Origin of the sequence: Chromohalobacter sp., from assembly GCF_039830575.1 — a bacterium.
Lineage (GTDB): Bacteria > Pseudomonadota > Gammaproteobacteria > Pseudomonadales > Halomonadaceae > Chromohalobacter > Chromohalobacter israelensis.
Genome location: NZ_JBDOOX010000003.1, coordinates 74,044 through 91,945, shown reverse-complemented (window position 1 = coordinate 91,945; position 17,902 = coordinate 74,044). Strand labels below are relative to the sequence as shown.

General features: G+C 64.3%; 20 protein-coding genes. 8 read left to right on the top strand and 12 right to left on the bottom strand.

The genetic code is table 11. The features are described from left to right. Positions 1-62: 62 nt before the first annotated feature. Complete coding sequence (locus tag ABGX75_RS01375) at positions 63-653, top strand: manganese efflux pump MntP family protein (RefSeq protein ID WP_011505479.1); 591 nt, start codon at positions 63-65, stop codon at positions 651-653. 180 nt (positions 654-833) lie between these two features. On the opposite strand, the gene ABGX75_RS01370 is transcribed toward ABGX75_RS01375, so the two are convergent. Together ABGX75_RS01370 and ABGX75_RS01365 are read right to left on the bottom strand one after the other, a co-directional pair. After that, positions 834-2,876, bottom strand: a complete 2,043-nt coding sequence (locus ABGX75_RS01370; protein WP_347410868.1) for a pyrroloquinoline quinone-dependent dehydrogenase — start codon at positions 2,874-2,876, stop codon at positions 834-836. 11 nt (positions 2,877-2,887) lie between these two features. Beyond that, a complete protein-coding gene (locus ABGX75_RS01365; protein WP_179152488.1) occupies positions 2,888-3,253 on the bottom strand; it encodes a hypothetical protein in 366 nt (121 codons plus the stop codon). A gap of 339 nt (positions 3,254-3,592) precedes the next feature. On the opposite strand from ABGX75_RS01365, the gene ABGX75_RS01360 reads away from it, so the two are divergent. Together ABGX75_RS01360 and arfB are read left to right on the top strand one after the other, a co-directional pair. Further along, positions 3,593-3,766 carry a hypothetical protein gene (locus ABGX75_RS01360; protein ID WP_011505482.1) on the top strand — a complete coding sequence of 58 codons (174 nt, stop codon included), beginning with the start codon at positions 3,593-3,595 and terminating at the stop codon, positions 3,764-3,766. Positions 3,767-3,842: 76 nt separating this feature from the next. After that, the gene (gene arfB / locus ABGX75_RS01355; RefSeq protein WP_035414998.1) at positions 3,843-4,256 is read left to right on the top strand and encodes an alternative ribosome rescue aminoacyl-tRNA hydrolase ArfB; all 414 of its coding nucleotides are present in this window, start codon (positions 3,843-3,845) and stop codon (positions 4,254-4,256) included. Between the two features lie 48 nt (positions 4,257-4,304). Here arfB and ABGX75_RS01350 read toward each other — a convergent pair whose 3' ends face one another. After that, positions 4,305-4,889, bottom strand: coding sequence for a gamma-glutamylcyclotransferase (locus ABGX75_RS01350; RefSeq protein WP_128689640.1), 585 nt, complete (start codon positions 4,887-4,889; stop codon positions 4,305-4,307). Between the two features lie 219 nt (positions 4,890-5,108). Here ABGX75_RS01350 and ABGX75_RS01345 point away from each other — a divergent pair, with 219 nt between their 5' ends. Both ABGX75_RS01345 and ABGX75_RS01340 read left to right on the top strand, forming a co-directional pair. After that, positions 5,109-5,984, top strand: a complete 876-nt coding sequence (locus ABGX75_RS01345; protein ID WP_035414994.1) for a DMT family transporter — start codon at positions 5,109-5,111, stop codon at positions 5,982-5,984. A 114-nt stretch (positions 5,985-6,098) separates the two neighbouring features. Then, positions 6,099-7,388 (top strand): methyl-accepting chemotaxis protein, encoded by a 1,290-nt coding sequence (locus ABGX75_RS01340; protein WP_347410869.1) that lies wholly within the window; start codon positions 6,099-6,101, stop codon positions 7,386-7,388. 585 nt (positions 7,389-7,973) lie between these two features. Here the strand turns inward: ABGX75_RS01340 and ABGX75_RS01335 are convergent. The 7 genes from ABGX75_RS01335 to ABGX75_RS01305 all read right to left on the bottom strand — a co-directional run bounded on the left by ABGX75_RS01335 (position 7,974) and on the right by ABGX75_RS01305 (position 13,307). Further along, positions 7,974-8,606, bottom strand: coding sequence for a peroxiredoxin (locus ABGX75_RS01335; protein ID WP_035414992.1), 633 nt, complete (start codon positions 8,604-8,606; stop codon positions 7,974-7,976). A 186-nt stretch (positions 8,607-8,792) separates the two neighbouring features. Next, positions 8,793-9,095 (bottom strand): hypothetical protein, encoded by a 303-nt coding sequence (locus ABGX75_RS01330; RefSeq protein ID WP_110060928.1) that lies wholly within the window; start codon positions 9,093-9,095, stop codon positions 8,793-8,795. After that, positions 9,092-9,874, bottom strand: a complete 783-nt coding sequence (locus tag ABGX75_RS01325) for an ABC transporter ATP-binding protein (RefSeq protein ID WP_347410870.1) — start codon at positions 9,872-9,874, stop codon at positions 9,092-9,094. The genes ABGX75_RS01330 and ABGX75_RS01325 overlap by 4 nt, the downstream gene beginning before the upstream one ends. Continuing rightward, positions 9,871-10,632: an ABC transporter permease gene (locus ABGX75_RS01320; RefSeq protein WP_347410871.1), complete on the bottom strand. Its 762-nt coding sequence runs from the start codon at positions 10,630-10,632 to the stop codon at positions 9,871-9,873. The genes ABGX75_RS01325 and ABGX75_RS01320 overlap by 4 nt, the downstream gene beginning before the upstream one ends. After that, a complete protein-coding gene (locus ABGX75_RS01315; protein WP_347410872.1) occupies positions 10,629-11,666 on the bottom strand; it encodes an ABC transporter substrate-binding protein in 1,038 nt (345 codons plus the stop codon). The genes ABGX75_RS01320 and ABGX75_RS01315 overlap by 4 nt, the downstream gene beginning before the upstream one ends. A gap of 116 nt (positions 11,667-11,782) precedes the next feature. Continuing rightward, on the bottom strand, positions 11,783-12,307 hold the full coding sequence (locus ABGX75_RS01310; RefSeq protein ID WP_347410873.1) for an NlpC/P60 family protein: 525 nt from the start codon (positions 12,305-12,307) through the stop codon (positions 11,783-11,785). Between the two features lie 100 nt (positions 12,308-12,407). Then, positions 12,408-13,307 (bottom strand): LysR substrate-binding domain-containing protein, encoded by a 900-nt coding sequence (locus ABGX75_RS01305; protein WP_035414983.1) that lies wholly within the window; start codon positions 13,305-13,307, stop codon positions 12,408-12,410. Positions 13,308-13,430: 123 nt separating this feature from the next. Here ABGX75_RS01305 and ABGX75_RS01300 point away from each other — a divergent pair, with 123 nt between their 5' ends. Further along, a complete protein-coding gene (locus tag ABGX75_RS01300) occupies positions 13,431-14,312 on the top strand; it encodes a DMT family transporter (RefSeq protein ID WP_128689648.1) in 882 nt (293 codons plus the stop codon). Between the two features lie 64 nt (positions 14,313-14,376). On the opposite strand, the gene ABGX75_RS01295 is transcribed toward ABGX75_RS01300, so the two are convergent. Then, on the bottom strand, positions 14,377-15,084 hold the full coding sequence (locus ABGX75_RS01295; protein ID WP_347410874.1) for a metal-binding protein ZinT: 708 nt from the start codon (positions 15,082-15,084) through the stop codon (positions 14,377-14,379). 112 nt (positions 15,085-15,196) lie between these two features. Further along, positions 15,197-16,183, bottom strand: a complete 987-nt coding sequence (locus ABGX75_RS01290) for a zinc ABC transporter substrate-binding protein (RefSeq protein ID WP_347410875.1) — start codon at positions 16,181-16,183, stop codon at positions 15,197-15,199. A gap of 126 nt (positions 16,184-16,309) precedes the next feature. Between ABGX75_RS01290 and ABGX75_RS01285 the strand changes: the two genes are divergently transcribed. Next, positions 16,310-17,032 carry a metal ABC transporter ATP-binding protein gene (locus tag ABGX75_RS01285; protein ID WP_287124408.1) on the top strand — a complete coding sequence of 241 codons (723 nt, stop codon included), beginning with the start codon at positions 16,310-16,312 and terminating at the stop codon, positions 17,030-17,032. After that, complete coding sequence (locus tag ABGX75_RS01280; protein WP_287124407.1) at positions 17,029-17,856, top strand: metal ABC transporter permease; 828 nt, start codon at positions 17,029-17,031, stop codon at positions 17,854-17,856. Before ABGX75_RS01285 ends, ABGX75_RS01280 begins: the two co-directional genes overlap by 4 nt. Positions 17,857-17,902: the final 46 nt, after the last annotated feature.

The following is a 17,902-nucleotide window of genomic DNA, read 5'->3' as shown; positions in this document are numbered from 1 at the left end:
AATGGGGTTTCTGGAGTGAAAGCGAGACCTCAGCTCCGCCTGACGCACACCATGGAGAGCACATGAATCCTGCTTCTTTGATTCTGTTGGCATTCGCCATGTCGACAGATGCCTTTGCCGCTTCCATCGGCCGGGGAGCCGAGCTGAGGAAGGTGCGTCTGCTGAGTGCGCTGCGCATAGGCGCCGTGTTCGGCGTGGTAGAGGCGATCATGCCCTTGCTGGGCTGGGCGCTGGGCCACGTGGCGATGCGTTTCGTCTCCGGCGTCGATCACTGGATCGCCTTCGTCATGCTGGCGTTGCTGGGCGGTCACATGATCTGGGCAGGGGTGAAGAAGGAAGACTGCGCAGCGATCAAGGCGGCCGAAACCCAGCCGGAGAATCGCTCCATATGGCTGATTGCCTTCACGGCGCTGGCCACCAGCATCGATGCCATGGCCGTCGGCATCACCCTGGCGCTGACGGATATCAACATCATCGCCGCATCGGTGGCGATCGGGCTGGCAACGGCCTTGATGGTCACGCTCGGCACGCTGCTCGGGCGTGCCATTGGTACCATCGTCGGCAAGTGGGCCGAGATACTGGGCGGCTTGATCCTCATCGGCATCGGTATCGCCGTGCTCTACGAACATCTGGCGGGCCTCGCGTCGGCGTGACCCTTTCGCGCGGGAGCCATGGTCTGGACGGCTTCCACGACGCCGCCGCCAGGCCGACGCATTCCCGCCACATCCGCACTAAGTCGCAAGCCAATGAAAACGGGGTGGGCCTCATGGCCCACCCCGTCGTCTTGCTGCTGATCACGACCTTCTGTCGCTACTGTCCACTCGCTGTCGGAATCACTCGTCTTCCGGCAGGGCGTAGACGACGACCTGATCGCCGACCTGATCCTTCAGGATCGAGTTGCCGCCGGCGATGAAGGCGACGTATTCACGGCCTTCGTACTCGTAGACCGCGGGATTCGAGACGCCGGGCGCTTCGGCCTGGTCTTCCCACAGTTCCTCGCCGGTCTCGAGCGAGTAGGCACGCAGCTTGGCATCCATCGAGGCACCGATGAAGATCACGTTGCCTGCGGTGACCGCCGGGCCGCCGATGGTGGGCGAGCCCCAGCTTTCGGGCATGAAGAAGCCGTACTGCTGAGACGCCCCGATGGGACGGCGCCATTTCACGTCACCCGTTTTCATGTCCAGGGCGACGATCTCGCCGAAGGGCGGCTTCCAGCACGGCATGCCGAGCCAGTTGAGTGCGACTTCGAGACGCATGCCGTAGGGCGCGCCCGTCTGCGGCGCGAAACCGCTTTCGTTGCCCGAGCCGCTGTCGGCCTTCTCGTAGGCCTCGCGCTCGTAGAGCTTCACGTACTGCACGATGTGCGAGGTATTGACGATGGCTGTCTGGCTCTGCGGATCGAAGGCGACCCCGCCCCATTGCACACCGCCGGCACTGTCCGGGTAGGTGAGTGCACCTTCACCCTGGGTGGTGGGCGGGGTGTACATGCCTTCGTAGGCCAGGTCATCCCAGAGGGCCGAGCACTGACCGAAGCTGACGGCATCGGCGAGCCCCCAGACTTCGGGCTTCTCGGCCTGGTCGAGAAGCGGCGCGGGCTTGGTCGGGAAGGGTTGCGTGTCCGCGTATTCTTCGCCTTTGACGGAACCGTCGCCTTGCGGCACCGGGCGCTCCTCGATCGGCCAGACGTCCTCACCGGTCAGGCGATTGACCACGAACAGAAAGCCCATCTTGGTGGCCTGCACCAGAGCGGGGATTTCTTCGCCGTCCACCGTGATGTCCATCAGTGTCGGCGCCGCATTGATGTCATAGTCCCAGACATCGTGGTGTACCCACTGACGCGACCAGACGACTTCGCCGGTATCGACGTCGAGCGCGGTGGTCGAGGTCGCCAGGGGCACGTCCTCGGTGCGGTTGCCGCCCCAGTAGTTGGGCGATGGCGAGGAGATCGGCAGATAAACGAGGCCGTTTTCCTCGTCGGCGGACATATGCGTCCACACGTTGGCGGTGCCGCTCTTCTCGCGCATTTCCTCGGAGAGAGCATTGAAGCTCCATTCGCGCTCGCCGGTGCGGGCGTTGATGGAGAACACCGTGCCGGGAGGCGCTTGCTCGAACGCCCAATCCTTGCCGGCCCAGCCGAGAATCAGGTGATCGCCCACCACGGTCGGCGGCTGCAGCAGCGAGAGCGGCCATTTGTCATGGGTATCGTTCCACTGATTGACGTCGAGCACGCCGTTATCGGCGAAGCTCGTGCACTTCTCGCCGGTGTCGGCATCGACGGCGAAGAGCTGCGCATCCATGGTGCCGAGGTAGACGATTTTCTGGCAGGACTCGCCCTCGACCGGATCATCCGCTTCCCAGTAGGCAACGCCGCGGCTCTTGAGCGCGGGTTGCGTCAGTGCCTCGAGAGAAGACTCGGTGTCGAAGCTCCATTTCTGCTCGCCGGTGGCGGGATCGAGCGCAAGGATGCGATAGAACGGCGTGCCGATATAGAGCGTGTCGTTGGCGAACACCGGTGTCGCGGACCATACCGTGGGCGGCAGGTCGCCGGAGCCATCGGAGACATCGCCGGTATGCACTTCCCAGACCTTTTCCAGGTCGCCGACGTTATCGGCGTTGATCTGATCCAGGGGGCTGTATTTCTGCGCGTTGAGCTGGCCGTGGAAGCTATCCCACGTCGGTGTGCCGGGAACCAGTGGCACCGGCTCGGACTGAGCCTGTTCCGGTGCCGCGCCGTTGTCCTGGGCGCTCGTGTTCTGCGTGTTCGAGGCGTCCTGCTCGGCGGACGTCTCCTGTGCCAGCAGGGCAGTCGGGGTCAACAATAGCGCCAGCGCCGCCGTGGTGCCGAGGAGTTGCGCGCTGAATCTGAGTGTCGGCATGAATCGGCTCCTCATGTATGGGCGGGATGGGCAGGGCGATTGGCGAGGACCATGTCGAGAATCAAGCCGATCAGGCCGACGACCATGGCCACGCAAAGCCACCATTGTTGCAGGAGGAGCCCCGCGAAACAGGTGCCGGCGAGCCCCAGGAAAATCAGTACGCGCCAGGCGTTGCGAGCGCCGTTCCCTTTAAAGGCGGGCAAGGCGAGCGACAGCACGGCCAGGATGAGGGTGGCGATAATGGCGACGAGTGCGCCGAGCGTGCCCGTCACACCGGTCAGCGGCATGAAATAGGCATAAAGTGCGATGGCCAGCCCGACGAGCGAGGCTACCAGCAGCACGATGGCGCCCAATCTTTGCGAGCGAGATTGTGGCATGGCGTTGTTGTCTCCTTGTGTGGGACAGAATGATCACCTAGCTCTTGATTCCGCCATTGGTCCGACATGGCGCCGGGCTCAAGGGTGTGAGCGAAACGGATGAGCCGTTGGCTACGCCTTTGGTCGTAGCTCACATGGGTATTTTAGTAAAAAATGCAGAGCAATTGTGGCTCTGATGCCAAAATAGTTTAACGGCTAACAATATAGGCACCGGTCATCCCATGAGTGTGGCAGAAAATCTGACTGAGGACGGAACGCTTGACGTCCGCCAATTCTTTTAGCATGCTAATCGTGTATTGCGACAAAACGCCGCATCACCACCATCTTCAAGGAGTGGTCATGAAAGCGCTCAACAAGCTGTTCTCGATGTTGGCAACCATCGTCGTCTCCGCGCTGCTGCCGTTCTCGCTGGTCGCGGAAAGCGAAGCCAATCAACACGTCAGTGTCCATGACGCCACGGCGAAGGTCTCCACGCTGAACGAAGACAATCGCCAGGACGACGACGCTGCCTGATATCACGCGATTGCCCGGGGGAGGCGCCGGTGGTGTAGCCTGACGGGACTCATTCATCCGTCACGAGGGCCACGCCATGCTGACGATCTCCAATACGGTGGCGCTCGCCGATTGGGAAATCGACATTAGTCAGATTCGGGCGCAGGGTGCCGGCGGCCAGAACGTCAACAAGGTCGCCTCGGCGGTACACCTGCGTTTCGACATCCCGCGTTCGTCCTTGCCGCCGTTCTACAAGGAGCGGCTGATGGCGCTTTCCGATCAGCGCATCAGCAAGGATGGCGTGGTCATCATCAAGGCGCAGCGCCACCGCACGCTGGAAGCCAACAAGGAAGAGGCGCTCGCGCGTCTCAAGGCCCTGATCCAGGGCGCGGTGCAGCAACGCAAGGTACGCCGTCCCACCCAGCCTTCCAAGGGCGCGAAGCGTCGCCGCGTCGACAAGAAAACTCGCAAGGGAAAGACCAAGGCTTTGCGCGGCAAGGTGGAGGTATAAGGCCGCGCCGCGCATGTCCGTGGCGGTTGCCTCGTGAACGGCCGGCTTTCAGGCCGGCTGCTTGGGGAGAGCAAGCAGTTCGCGCTCCAGGGCGAAGATATGCGGATCGTCGTGGCCCATCTCGCGCAAGGCGTCGGCGAGATTGAGCAGGTAATCGCGATTGGGTCCGCTGGGGCCGTGGGATTCGGCGATCTGCCGGGCGATCTCGGCGTTCGACGCCGGGCCTAGAAAGGCGGCGTTGTCCTCGCTGGCGAGATAGACCAAGCCCTCATGACTTTCCGCATGGCCGCTGTCGTCGAAGTGCAATGGCGTGACCACGCGCAGATAGCCGTTTTTCTCGCGGACATCGAGTGGGCCGAGCACGTCCCGCGTGATGCGATAGGCCATGCCATGGCAGATAGCCCCGGGCGACTCGGTCAAGGTGGCGACGCGCCCCGGTGCCTCGGGCGTGCCGCGATGATCGTGCGACCCCTGCCAGAAACGCCGTGTCCAGCCGACGATATGTGCGGGGCGACGCTCCAGAAACGGAAAATCGGCTTTCCAGATCAAGGAGCCATAGCCGAACAGCCAGATCGCCTCGTGATCGTCGAAGTGGGTCATTTGCTGATTGATCGCGGTGGTATCGAGCGTCATGGCTCTCTGCAGTTCCTCGAGTGAATGAACGAGCGTGCGGGCCTCCGTGCCGTCCGCACGGGACGTGCACACGTCGATTATGCACGTTTCACCGCCGATGTGCGGCTTGCGTCCTGAAACCTCAAGGCGCGATGTTGCACCATCGCGGTGCGTCTGCGATTCGGCTATGCTCAGGGGCCGATTCGTTGGCCGTTTCCCGTACCTTTCCTGGAGGTGGGTATGTCGTCGTCGCTGCTGGGTATCCTGATCATGTGCGCCGGAGTGTTGTGCCTGGCGCTGGGCGATGCCGTGTCCAAGTGGCTGGGCGCCACCTACGAGCCGATCCAGATCATCTTCTTTCGCACCCTGATCTCGCTGCCGTTGATCGCGCTGCTGGCGCGCTTCAACGGCGGCTGGCGCAAGCTCAAGACCCGGCGGCCGGGGATACACCTGCTGCGCGGGATGATCTTCGCCGGCACCATGTTCTGCTTCGTGACTGGCTTGACCCTGTTGCCGCTGGCGGAAACCACGGCGATCGCCTTCGCCGCACCGTTGTTCGTGACGCTGCTGTCCGGCCCACTGCTCAAGGAGCGTGTCGAACGCCTGCCGTTCATTGCCTCGCTGGTCGGCTTCGCGGGTGTGCTGGTGGTGGTGCGCCCCGGCGCGGCGGGCTTCCAATGGGGTGCATTGATCGTCGTCGGCGCGGCGGTGTGCTATGCCCTGATGATGATCACCGCACGGCGCTACGGTGGCAAGGAGAGCCTGTGGGCGATGGTCTTCTATGCCACCCTGGTGCCGCTGATCCTCAGTGCCCTGCTGCTGCCCAGTGTCTGGAAGATGCCCGAAGGTCTGGCATGGCTGGGCTTCATCGGGTCCGGCATCTTCGGTGTGGGCGCGGTGTCGTGCATCACGCTGGCGTTTCGCTACGCCCCGGCGGCGCTGGCCGCGCCCTTCGACTACACCGCCATGGTCTGGGCCGTACTGCTGGGCTGGTGGTTGTGGGACGAGGTGCCCGATGTCTGGGTGTTCGTCGGCGCCGCCGTGATCATCGGCAGCGGCGTCGCCATCGCGCTGTACGAGCGTCAGGTGGCGATCAAGGCCCGGCCGACGACCTGACCCTGAGGTTCCCTGCCGGCGAATCCTCGCGTAGTTGACGTACATCAAGGTTCGCGATGCGTGCTCTGTCACAGTGGTGGAATGACTTTCGACCATTCAAGGGGCAGGGAACTCATGTTGATGTCGCTCATGCGCCGTTTCTCGGTGCGCGTTCGCATGGTGGGGGCGATCGTCGTCGTTCTGGCGTTGCTGGGCGTGCTGGGCGGTACCGGGGTGTGGGGCATATACCGCCTGTACGACGCCAGCCTGGGGCTGTTGGATCAGGGGCTCGTGCAGGAGACCCAGGCCGGTGTCATGGCCGCGCGGCTGGTCGAGGTGGCGCAGGGCTCGCTGTTGTTGTTCGTGGTCGCCGGATTGGTGACGGTTCTGGTCGTGGCGCCGCTGACCTGGCTCAACATGCGGGCGATCTGTGCGCCGGTGCGCGAGGCCAAGGACTATGCGACCGCCATCGCCGGGGGAGATCTCACTCAGCCGATCGCCTGCCAGGGGCGTGATGAAATCAGCGAGCTGCAGGAGGCTCTGGGCACCATGCAGACGGGCCTCGGCGGCATGGTCGCTCAGGTGCGCGACGCCAGCGATAGCGTCGCCATCGCCAGCGAGGAAATCGCCCTGGGCAATCAGGACCTCGCCACGCGCACCGAACAATCGGTGGGCAACCTGCAGCAGAGCGTCGCCGCCATCGCCCAGTTGACCGAGAGCATCCAGCAGACCGCACAGGCCGCGCAGCGAGCCGACGAGCTGGCCACGCATACCGCCGAGGCGGCCGTGCGCGGTGGCGAAGCGGTGAAGGATGTGGTCGCACGCATGCATGCCATCGCCGAGGCGGAGCGGCGTATCGGCGACATCGTCGGGCTGATCGACGACATCGCCTTTCAGACCAACCTGCTGGCCCTGAACGCCTCGGTCGAGGCCGCCCGCGCGGGAGGCCAGGGCCGAGGTTTCGCCGTGGTCGCCAGTGAGGTACGCAATCTCGCGGGACGTTCCGCCACGGCGGCCAACGAGATCAAGACGCTGATTCGCGACAGCGGCGAAACGGTGGCCGCCGGCGTGAGCCAGGCTGAGGCCACAAGGACGACCATCGAGGAGATCGTCGCCGGGGTGCAGCGGGTCAGTGGCGCGATCAGCGAGATCAGCAGTGCCGCCGGCGAGCAGTCCAGCGGTATCGAGCAGGTCAACCACTCGGTGGAGCGCATCGATCGCATGATCCAGCAGAACGCGGCCCTGGTCGAGCAGTCCGCGGCCGCGGCGGCCTCGCTGCGCGATCAGTCGTCCCGACTGGCCAGCGTGGTACACCGGTTCCGTCTCATGGAAGCGTCGCAGGAAGTGCCCGCGTCGCGTGACGCAGCGCCCCGCCGAGCCTTGCCAGCGCACCACCAGGTCGAGGCGCACGCCGCCTGGGCATGAAGCCTGGCCGCGTCGGTACCCGCGGCAAGGACCTGCATCAGAGATTTTTTCATTAAAACTTGCCGGTCATACTCAAGTCTGCCCCCGGGAGGTCGATATTGGGTGCGGCCGGCTACCACGGCGTCAACATTCCTTAACATCCTTCTGATTAACTCGTCGTACTCCTTCCCCATGAGACGCCGAGCCGGGTACGACGATGCGGATCAAGACCTCGTTCAAGATAGCGATCTTGTTGTTGTTCGTTGCTTATCGAGCAGCGTGCCTGGTGCGCATGGCCCGAACGGCGCGCCGCGTGTCGGCCGAACGCCGCTCCTCCGTGGTCTAGCCGCTGTCTGAAACGTGCCTGGCTCGGGCCGTCGATGGCGACATTCGCCTTTACGACACGGGGCACTTCGCTCTGGAAACCCATGGCGAGGTGATCATCCCGACCATTCGCCAGTTCCTGGATACCCACTTGAGTCTCCGTAGGCAAGGGGTGTCTCATGCGGAACAACGTGCATGAAACAAATCGCCCGTGGTCCAGGCCACGGGCGATGGGGTCATGGCGCCGGATGGCGCCTGACGAGGCGGATCATCGGCAGAAGGTCATTTCTGCAGCTTGACCATGCGCAGGTACGGCTTCTTCTCGTCCCAGCCCTGCGGGAAGAGTTCCTTGGCCGTCTCGTTGTCGACCGAGGGGACGATGATGCAGTCGTCGCCTTCGGTCCAGTTCACCGGCGTGGCGACCTTCTGGCTGTCGGTCAACTGAAGGCTGTCCAGCACACGCAGAATCTCCGCGAAGTTGCGACCGGTGCTGGCCGGGTAGGTCAGCGTCAGGCGCACTTTCTTGCTGGGGTCGATGATGAAGACGCTACGCACCGTCAGGGTGTCGTTGGCGTTGGGGTGAATCATTCCGTACAGCGAGCTGACCTTGCGGTCGGCGTCTGCCAGCAGCGGAAAGTTCAGGCCATGGCCCTGAGTTTCCTTGATATCGCCTTCCCACGCCTTGTGATCGTCCAGCGGGTCGACGGAAAGCCCGATAGCCTTGGCATTGCGTTTCTCGAATTCCGGCTTCAGACGCGACACCTCACCGAGCTCGGTGGTGCATACCGGCGTGAAATCCTTGGGATGCGAGAACAGGATGACCCAGTTGTCGCCGGCCCACTCGTGGAAGTTGATCGTACCGTCGGTGCTGTCTTGGGTGAAATCCGGGGCAATATCGCCGAGTTGTAGTGCCATGGCGTCCTCCTTTCACTGATTGGCGCGAAACACTGAGCTTCGCATCACAAACCAGGGCATGGGAAACAACGGATTTCGCTAAGCAAATGCATCTTGGATATTTGCCCAGACGAGGCGCTTCCCGCGCCCTTGCCTACTCACCACGTGGTGACGCCCCCCGGGGATCACAAGGGGGCGGCGCGAGACTCAAGCGCGGATATAGGCCCAGCCCTGCGCCTGCAGGTCGGCGAGCGTGACCACCGCGGCCTCGACTTCCCCGAGGCCGTCGGGGTTGTCCAGCGCCTGGGCCGCGAGGGTATTGCGGCACAGCCGCAGCCAGGCATCGGTGGCCGGGTCGGGCGTGTCCAGGGCGGCGGCCACGGCGGCGCCGTTGGCTACGATCAGCACCTCGGTGTCGGGCCGTGCCCGGGTCAGGTTGAGTGCATTGCGCCGGGCGCGGGCGAGGCCATCGACGGTGGGGGCATGCAATACGACACGCAAGGCACTCATGACGTCGTCTCCTCGGGGGTGGCGGCAACGCCGATATGCTGTTCCAGACGCTGCACGTGTTCGCGAAAGCCGCTCTGCTCGCGGCGCCGGGCGAGCGGCAGGTCGATGGTGACGATATCACGCACCGTGGCCGGCGCGCCTTTTTCGGGTTTGGCCAGCACCACGACGCGGTCGGCGAGGAGGACGGCCTCCTCGATGTCATGAGTGACGAAGACGATCGCCGCGTCGCTGCGCTGGCGCAGCTCGGTGAGTTCGCTCTGCAGGCGCTGGCGGGTCAGAGCGTCGAGTGCGGAGAACGGCTCGTCCATGAACAACACCCGAGGCCGCACCGCCAGTGCGCGGGCGATGCCCACGCGCTGTTGCTGACCGCCGGACAGCGTGCGTGGCCAGCGCTCGGCGAGTTCCTCGAGCCCGACCAGCGACAGCGGCTCCATGGCACGGGCACGGCGCTCGTCGCGCGATAGGCCCAGGCCTTCCAGACCCAGCTCGACATTGGCGCGCACGCGACGCCAGGGAAACAAGCGCGGCGCCTGGAAGACCATCGACCAGGCGCGGCTGGCCGATGCCTCGGCGGTGGAGAGATGGACGTCGCCACGCTGCGGGGCCAGCAAGCCGGCGAAGGCGCGCAGCAGGGTGGACTTGCCGACGCCCGAAGCGCCGACCATGGCCACGAATTCGCGCGGGGCCACCTCGAGGTCGATGTCGTCGAGCACGACGTCGTCGGCAAAGCCCAGACGTACGCCGCGTGCCGTCAGGACGGGCGCGGATGCGTCATTCATTGCTGCCACCGTAGAACCCTCCGCTGAATGCGCATGAACAGGAAGTCGAACAGGGCGTAGAGCGCGGCGATGGTCAGCATGTAGACCACCACCACATCGGTGGCGAGCAGGCCCGAGGCTTCCATCATGCGCTGGCCGATGCCGGGAATGCCGAACAGCTCGGCGGCGACCACCGTCATCCAGCCTTGGCCCAGGCCGGCACGCAGTCCCCCGAGGATGCCCGGCGCCGCCGCCGGCAGGCTGATCTTGGTCAGTCGCGCGCTGAAGCCGCCCTGGCCGAAGGCCCGGGCGACTTCGTAGTAGCCGTCGTCGATGGCGCGCACCGCGCTGTAGCTGGTGAAGTAATTGATCCAGAACACGCCGATGCTGATGATGAATGCAGCGGCGGTTTCGGTCACGCCGAACCAGATGATCGCGAAGGGAATCCAGGCCAGCGGCGGAATCGGCCGCAGCAAGCGTGCCAGCCAGCTGTGGGCGGCATCGAACCGGGGCAGCAGCGCCGCGGCCATGCCGACCGCGATCCCCAGCACCGAGCCGATCCCCAGGCCGATGCTGTAATGGGAGAGGCTCGACAACACGACGTCGAGCCAGATGCCGTCCAGCACTTCCGCCCACAGGACGCCGGGAATCTGCGAGGGCAACGGTACCAGGTTGCTCGGCAGCCAGCCCACGCGCAGGGCCGCCTCCCAGATCGCCACCAGGGCGGCAAGGCTGACGGCGCTGATCAGGGTGCGTCGATGGCGTGCGGGACGCGTCATGGCGCTGCGTTCTCCGTCGAGGGCATCACGGCGTCATAGACCGACGTATCAAAGAGCGCATCCACGTCCACGGGCTTCTTCAGCGTGCCGATGCGACGCTGGAAATCGGCCATGGTACGCGTGGCGTCGATGATCATGTGCGGGTCGGCCAGGTAGTTGGACGACGGCGAGGACAAGGCGGCGGTGACCGTTTCCTCGTCGATGAGCCGCTTGCCGACGAACTCGCGCACGTACGGCGCGGCCTGCGCGGGATCGTTCTCGAGCATCTCGGTGGCGCGGACGTGCTGCGCGACCAGAGCCTGGATCGCCTCGGGATGCTCCTCGAGCACGGCCTCGCGCACTGCCAGCACCGCGCCGGGCTGGTGGGGCAGCATGTCGTTGCCGCGTGCCACGACCCGAGCGTCGGGATCGCGTTGCTGCACGACGCTGAGGATCGGCTCGAGGGTCGAGGCGGCGTCCACCGCGCCGGCCAGCAGCGATTGCTGAACCCTCGAGGCTCCCATGGTGACGATATCCACGGCGTCCGCGTCGAGCCCGACCTGCTCTTCCAGCCAGTAGCGCAGCACGGTGTAGGGCACCGAGCCATTGGGGAAGGTGGCGATCTTGGGCTTGCGGCCCTGCGTCTCGGTGAACTGGGCGATGGCGGCCGCCGGATCGTTGCCTTCGAAGGCATTGGCGAGCTCGCCGCGGGCGATCAGCCCGATCTGCTCCTGGATGCTGGCGGCGAGCACCTTGATCGGCACACCGTTGGCTCGGGCGACCATGGCCGGCCCAATACCGAAGTTCATCACGTCGAGCTTGCCGGATGCCAGCGCCTGCACCATGGCTGGGCCGCTGGAGAAGCGCGTCAACTCGAGATCCAGCCCCGCCTCGTCGGTCCAGCCGGCGCCCTCCATGACGAATAACTGCGCGACCGGCAGGATGGGCATGTAGCCGACCTCGAGAGTCGTCGTTTCGTCGTTCTGGGCCAGGGCCGTACTCGGCAGCAGGGCAGTCAGCGCGAGCGCGCCGATCCAGTGAAACAGTCGTCGCATGGCGAGTCTCCGGGGGATAAGCGATAGGTTCGCCACTATAGCGACTCGCCGATAATAACGAAAAAGACCCGAACGACGATTTGGTTATAAGAATATGCGCGCTATTCGCGTGATGCTCAGGGAGCCGGACCGGCGGCGCCCAGATAATGCTGGCGCCAGTAGCGGATATCCAGCGAGGAGACCGTGACCTCGCGGCCACTGCCGGGGGCATGGATCATCCGTCGGTCGCCCAGGTAAATCCCCACATGCGTGGCCCGCCCCCCGGCGCCGAAGAACAGCAGATCCCCGGGACGTGCCCGGTCGCGATGATCGAGCGCCTGGTATTGCTGGTTGGACGTGCGCGGCACCTGAATGCCGGCCGCGGCGTAACTCATCTGCACCAGCCCGGAGCAATCGACGCCGCTTTCCAGGGAGTTGCCGCCCCATTGGTAGGGCGTCCCCAGCGCTTGCTTGGCGCTGGCGAGGATCAAGGCGCGTTCCATGGAGAGATTCTCGGCATCGATGGGGCCGGGGTCCTGGGTCGCGATGCGCTGACTCGACGAACATCCGGCGAGCAGGGCCAGCAGCATGACCACCCACACGAGGGTGTGACGCGATGAACAAGGAATGAACGGTGACGACGATGAGCGGGAACGCCCCATGCGAGCTCCTCTTTTCGGCATGTGGTTGGCGGTGGGATTGCCAGCAGTGTAGACAAAACGCGGCGCCAACGTGAGTTTGGCGGGCGCCATCGGAGGCATGTCAGGACATTGGGGCGGCGGTTCCCGGCAGTGTCGCCGAACGGGCCTGGATGTGGGTCTGCAGGCTCAGGGCGAGTTGGCGTGTCGCCTCGTTGGGACGGCCGGGGCTGCGGTGCAGGGCGATCTCGGTCATGGGCAACTCGGGCAGGCCCTCGCCGCTGCCGATGACGCGCAGACCGGCGCCCAGCATGGAAGGCGTGAGCACCGTGATGGCCAACCCCGCGCGCACCGCCGCCGTGAGGCCGGAGAGACTGGCACTGGTGTAGGCGATCCGCCAGGGGATGCCCATGGCGTCGAGCGCCGCCAGGGCGCGCTCCCGAAAGATACAGACACCATCCTTGGAAACCGCCAGTGGCAGCGGTGTACGGCGCTGGGTGTCGTGTCCGGCGGCACCGGCCCATACCGTGGGTTCTCGGCACAGCACCTCCCCGCCCGGGCTCTTGGGCTGACGCGTGGTGATCGCCAGGTCCAGGCTGCCGGCGCGCACGCTTTGCACCAGGTCCACGCTGAGTCCGCAGTCCACCTGCAGCTCGACCCCCGGGTACTGGGCCTCGAACTCGGACAGCGCCTCGGGGAGGTAGACCACGTAATCGTCGGGTATTCCCAGGCGTACCACGCCATCCAGCCGTTGCTCGCTGACATCCTGCCAGGCGAGCGCGTTCTGGCGCAGCATCTGCCGTGCGTGCGAGAGCAGGCGTTCCCCCGCCGGCGAGGGAACGGGCGTCTTGCGTCCGCGTTGCAGCAGGGGCTGTCCGAAGGTGTCTTCCAGGCGCTTCATGTGTGCGCTGACCGTCGACTGCGCCAGGTGCAGGGCGTCTGCCGCCGCGGTGAATCCGCCCTTGTCTACCACCGTGACGAAGGTGTTGAGCACCACGAGATCCAGGGGACGAAAGTTGGCCATTCAGCACCATCACGAATCATGATCGAAATATCGAAACTCTTCGTTTTCATGATAATTCATGTGGCCCCAGACTGCCCGCGTTGTTAACCACCAACGTTCATTCGTCGTCGACAGGAGCGGGCCATGACCAGCAAACGTACCTCCGCCGGGCTACTGGCGGGCCTTCTGACCGTCACGCTCTGGGCCAGCCTGCCGGTATTGCGCGATCTGATCACACTGCCTCCCATGCTGACGGCGGCCGTCGCCATGGGGGCGGCTGCGCTGATGGCACTGCTCATGGGATGGCGTGGTGCGTCGTCCGGCGTGGCTGCCTGGCGCGACGGAAAGTTCTGGCTGATGGGGGTCGGTGGCCTGACGGGCGCGCTGTATTTCTACTTTTCGGCCCTGGGCAAGGGCGACCCGGCCAAGATCACCCTCGTGACGTACCTCTGGCCGCTGGGCTTCATGCTCGTCGCGGACGTGCTCGCCGGGCGTGGGCTCAGGGCGCGTACCTTGCTGGGGTCGGCCGTGGCGTTTTCGGGGCTGGTGCCGCTGGTGCTCTCGAACGCTCAGGGCGAATCGACCTCGGCACTGGGCTATATGCAGGGCATGGCCTCCGGCGCTTCCTGGATCATGTTCTCCCTCTATCTTCGGGGGCGCGCCGCCTTGTCCTGGGTGGACTACAAGCACCTGTTCGCCGCTGCCGCCGTCGCATCCTGGGGGCTGCACCGTGCGTTCGAAACCGCTCCCGAGCACGCGACGGCGATGGACTGGGGCGTGGCGGCGCTCATCGGGGTCGGCCCTTATGGGCTGGCGTTCATCACCTGGGGTTACGCCCTGTTGAGAAGCTCCTCCACGTTGCTGGGCGTGCTGACATATTTCGTGCCCGTCATGTCGTCGGTGCTGCTGATCCTGGTGGGGCGTGCCGCGTTCAGTCTGCCGCTGGTCATCGCCTTCGTGGGCGTGCTGGGCAGTGCCGTCATTACTCAGTTGACGAGACGTCCCCAGGGAGCGGTGAGTTCTTGAGACGACAGCCGCTCCGTTCGGGGCGGCTGTCGCCGGGGATGCCGAGTGGCATGTACAGGCCCGGTCAATGCGCCATCATTTCCCGCGCGATGGCGTCACCGTCCAGATGGGAGGGGTAGTAGGTCGGCCAGTTCGTGACCTCGTCCAGCAGGGCGGCGCGATCGTCGCCCCAGTAAAGATGGTAGTGGTCGGCATCCGTGGGATAGATGGCGTGATCGCTGAACTGGATGTAGCGAGGCGCGTCGGCGCTGCCGCCGTCACGCTCGAAGATGTAGCGCACGCCGCGATTGCCCGCCTCGTAGGTGAGGATTTCATGGCCGTCGTAGGCATATTCCCCCGTGCGCTTGCCATCATCCCCGTAGAACGAGACCTGATCGCCCTCGATCACGATGCGGTCGACGTCCGTGCGATAGCCGGTCGTGTAGTACTGCTTGTAGTCGGCAGCCGTCTTGTCATCGCTTTGTGCGGCCTTGTGCGCGAAGACGTCATCCAGCGTGCCGTCCTGCAGATAGGGATAGACCGACTGCCAGTCGCCCTCCCAGTCCGACAAGGCGCGGTCCTCGACCTGATCATCATCGAAGTAACCGGCGTAGATATCGCGGTCGTGATGATCGTGGGAGTGATCGTGTTCATGCTTATGGTCATGATCGTGGCTGTGATCGTGCTCATGTGCATGGTGGTCGTGGTCATCCTGCTGCGCGACGGCAGCTGGCACGCTCGCCAGCGATAGCAGGCCGAGCGCGAGAGCGGCATGAGCGGATAGGTGACGCATCCTGATCTCCTTGCGTGAATCAGCTTCAGTTCAATGAAAAAGCATTTAATACGTTATAACATATCTTTCTGTGGCGCTAGGCAAAATGCCATGCCACGGGGGCGCGCTTCCATCAGGCATCGCTCGCGCACTGCGAGACGGCATCGGCAAGCTTGTGCATCAAGTTCGGGTAAAGATCGTCCCCTAGCGCGAGATCGGTACCCAGCGGATCGATCACGATGGAAGTGTTCACGCCGGTATCGCCAAAGACGCTTTTCACGAGTTCCGGGTTGTATTGGGGCTCGCTGAACACGCAGTCGATGTCATGCGTGTCGACGAGCGTATGGAGCTCTGCGATACGCGACGGGCTGGGCTTGCGCGCATCGCCCAGCGAGATGGCACCGGCGGCATGGACATCAAAGCGGTGTTCGAAATACTGGTAGGCATCGTGAAAGACGATGAAATTGGCGGAACTGGCATTGGCGAGCTGTTGTTGCAGCGCTTTAGTCAGGGTGTTCAGCTCGTCTTTGCCAAGGCGGGCGTTGTTCCGGTAAGTGTCCGCATGCGCGGGATCCAGGCGGGCGAGCTCGTCGGCGATGACGTCCAGCCAGGCCTGGGCGTTTCGCGGATCGAGCCAGACATGAGGGTTTTGTCCTTCATGGGAGTGACCATGAGGGTGATCATGGCCGCCATGGTCGCCGCTGTGACCATGGTCATGGCTGTGAGCGTGATCGTGTTCTCCATCATCATGCTGATGCGGCTCGAAGGTGGCTCCCTGCCGGTAGGCGAGCGTCTGCGTCTCGGGCAGGTCCATGAGCTCGATACTGAGAGCATCGTCGCCCAGGGTGTTCATCGCGTGCGCCAGCCATGGGGTCAGGTCCTCGCCGATCCAGAAGACGGCATCGGCATTCTCGAGCGCTTCGGCTTCGGATGGGCGCATATCGTAATGGTGGGGCGAGGCGCCCTGCTGAATCAGCAGGGACGGAGTGCCCAGGTCTCCCATGACACGGTCGACCAGCGAGTAGACCGGCGGTATGTCCACCGCGACGGAGGGAACGGCGGCGGAAGCGGCAGCCGGCGACATCATCAATGCTGCCAGATAGGGGCTGAAGCGAGGCATCGAGCGATTCTCCAAGTAATGTGGATGGCAATTGAAGGCGTTAGAGTTATGTTATAACATAATCTTTGAAGCCGAAAGCAACCCTTCCTGCATCGCGGAGTCATGACGCATGTGTCCGGAGCCTTCATGAAACTGCTGTCGATCGACGCACTGGATGTCGCATTCGGGGGGCACCTGGTGCTGGAGGACATTCATCTCGATCTCGCCCGGGGCGAAATCGTCACCATCGTCGGCCCCAACGGTTCGGGCAAAACGACCCTGCTGAAAAGCATCATCGGCGCATTGACGCCCCGTCGAGGGCGTATCGAGAAGGCGCCGGGCCTGGTCGTTGGCTACGTGCCCCAGCGTCTGCATCTCGATGCCACCTTGCCGATGACGGTATCGCGCTTGATGCGACTCCCGCGTCGGCACTCGGCACACGACATCGAATCGGCGCTCCGCCGAGCGGGGGTCACGCCACAGGCCGATAGTCAGATCAGTGAACTCTCGGGCGGACAGTTTCAGCGTGTGCTGCTGGCGCGTGCGCTGCTTTCGTCGCCCGATCTCCTGATCCTCGATGAGGCAACCCAGGGACTCGATCATCAGGGAATGGCCGACTTTTATCGTCAGATCGAGCGGGTGCGCCAGGAACTGGGATGTGCCGTGCTGATGGTCAGCCATGAGTTGCATGTCGTGATGCGCACCTCGGATCGCGTGATATGCCTGAACCGGTCCATCTGCTGCGCGGGAACCCCGGAAGGGGTCGCGGCCTCGCCGGCCTATCGCGCCATGTTCGGCCACGATGACGACGACGGCATGGCGCGCTACCGCCATCACCATACGCCGACCTCCCTGGAGCCTTCCCCGTGATACTCGACGACTTTCTGGTACGCGCCACCTTGGCTGGCGTCGGCGTCGCCCTGGCGGCCGCACCGCTGGGCTGCCTGGTGGTCTGGCGGCGCATGGCGTTTTTCGGTGATGCGACCGCGCATGCGGCCATCCTGGGGGTGGCACTCGCCCTGTTGCTGTCGACCTCGATTCTCGCCGGCGTGCTGGTCGTGTCATTGCTCATGGCCACGCTCGTCTCGCTGCTGAGCGGCAAGGGATACGCCATGGATACGCTCCTGGGTGTCATGGCGCATTCGTCGCTGGCACTGGGCCTGGTCGCGGTGTCGTTCGTCTCCGGCGTGCGCATCGACCTGATGGCCTACCTGTTCGGCGATATTCTCGCCGTCGGCAAGGGTGATCTCGCGATCATCTGGAGCGGCGCTGCCCTGGTCGTGGCCCTGATGGGCTGGCGCTGGTCGCGCCTGTTGACCGCGACGCTGAACGCGGATCTGGCTTATGCCAGCGGCATCGATCCACGCCGTGAACAGCTCATCCTCACCTTGTCGCTGGCCATCGTGGTGGCTGTTGCGTTGAAGGTCGTGGGGGTCTTGCTGATCGCTGCCTTGTTGATCATTCCCGCTGCGACGGCACGCACGTTCAGCCGCACGCCGGAGACCATGGTAGTGGCCGCGGCCCTGGTCGGCATGACGGCTGCCGTCGGCGGGCTGCAGACGGCTTATTGGTTCGATACACCGACGGGCCCCACCATCGTCAGTCTCGCGGCGGTCTTGTTTGCGCTGGCGGGCCTGATCGCGAATGCCCGGCGCTTGCTGTGGCGGGCCATGGCATCCCGCGCCGGGGGCTGAGACGATTCAGGTCGAGCCTGGCACATCAGAGCGGGCCCGAGACGCC

Excerpts from the sequence above, each read along its gene's own strand:
- ABGX75_RS01375 (WP_011505479.1), top strand. The coding sequence starts at position 63 with ATGAATCCTGCTTCTTTGATTCTGTTGGCATTCGCCATGTCGACAGAT.
- ABGX75_RS01370 (WP_347410868.1), bottom strand. The coding sequence starts at position 2,876 with ATGCCGACACTCAGATTCAGCGCGCAACTCCTCGGCACCACGGCGGCG.
- ABGX75_RS01365 (WP_179152488.1), bottom strand. The coding sequence starts at position 3,253 with ATGCCACAATCTCGCTCGCAAAGATTGGGCGCCATCGTGCTGCTGGTA.
- ABGX75_RS01360 (WP_011505482.1), top strand. The coding sequence starts at position 3,593 with ATGAAAGCGCTCAACAAGCTGTTCTCGATGTTGGCAACCATCGTCGTC.
- arfB (WP_035414998.1), top strand. The coding sequence starts at position 3,843 with ATGCTGACGATCTCCAATACGGTGGCGCTCGCCGATTGGGAAATCGAC.
- ABGX75_RS01350 (WP_128689640.1), bottom strand. The coding sequence starts at position 4,889 with ATGACGCTCGATACCACCGCGATCAATCAGCAAATGACCCACTTCGAC.
- ABGX75_RS01345 (WP_035414994.1), top strand. The coding sequence starts at position 5,109 with ATGTCGTCGTCGCTGCTGGGTATCCTGATCATGTGCGCCGGAGTGTTG.
- ABGX75_RS01340 (WP_347410869.1), top strand. The coding sequence starts at position 6,099 with ATGTTGATGTCGCTCATGCGCCGTTTCTCGGTGCGCGTTCGCATGGTG.
- ABGX75_RS01335 (WP_035414992.1), bottom strand. The coding sequence starts at position 8,606 with ATGGCACTACAACTCGGCGATATTGCCCCGGATTTCACCCAAGACAGC.
- ABGX75_RS01330 (WP_110060928.1), bottom strand. The coding sequence starts at position 9,095 with ATGAGTGCCTTGCGTGTCGTATTGCATGCCCCCACCGTCGATGGCCTC.
- ABGX75_RS01325 (WP_347410870.1), bottom strand. The coding sequence starts at position 9,874 with ATGAATGACGCATCCGCGCCCGTCCTGACGGCACGCGGCGTACGTCTG.
- ABGX75_RS01320 (WP_347410871.1), bottom strand. The coding sequence starts at position 10,632 with ATGACGCGTCCCGCACGCCATCGACGCACCCTGATCAGCGCCGTCAGC.
- ABGX75_RS01315 (WP_347410872.1), bottom strand. The coding sequence starts at position 11,666 with ATGCGACGACTGTTTCACTGGATCGGCGCGCTCGCGCTGACTGCCCTG.
- ABGX75_RS01310 (WP_347410873.1), bottom strand. The coding sequence starts at position 12,307 with ATGGGGCGTTCCCGCTCATCGTCGTCACCGTTCATTCCTTGTTCATCG.
- ABGX75_RS01305 (WP_035414983.1), bottom strand. The coding sequence starts at position 13,307 with ATGGCCAACTTTCGTCCCCTGGATCTCGTGGTGCTCAACACCTTCGTC.
- ABGX75_RS01300 (WP_128689648.1), top strand. The coding sequence starts at position 13,431 with ATGACCAGCAAACGTACCTCCGCCGGGCTACTGGCGGGCCTTCTGACC.
- ABGX75_RS01295 (WP_347410874.1), bottom strand. The coding sequence starts at position 15,084 with ATGCGTCACCTATCCGCTCATGCCGCTCTCGCGCTCGGCCTGCTATCG.
- ABGX75_RS01290 (WP_347410875.1), bottom strand. The coding sequence starts at position 16,183 with ATGCCTCGCTTCAGCCCCTATCTGGCAGCATTGATGATGTCGCCGGCT.
- ABGX75_RS01285 (WP_287124408.1), top strand. The coding sequence starts at position 16,310 with ATGAAACTGCTGTCGATCGACGCACTGGATGTCGCATTCGGGGGGCAC.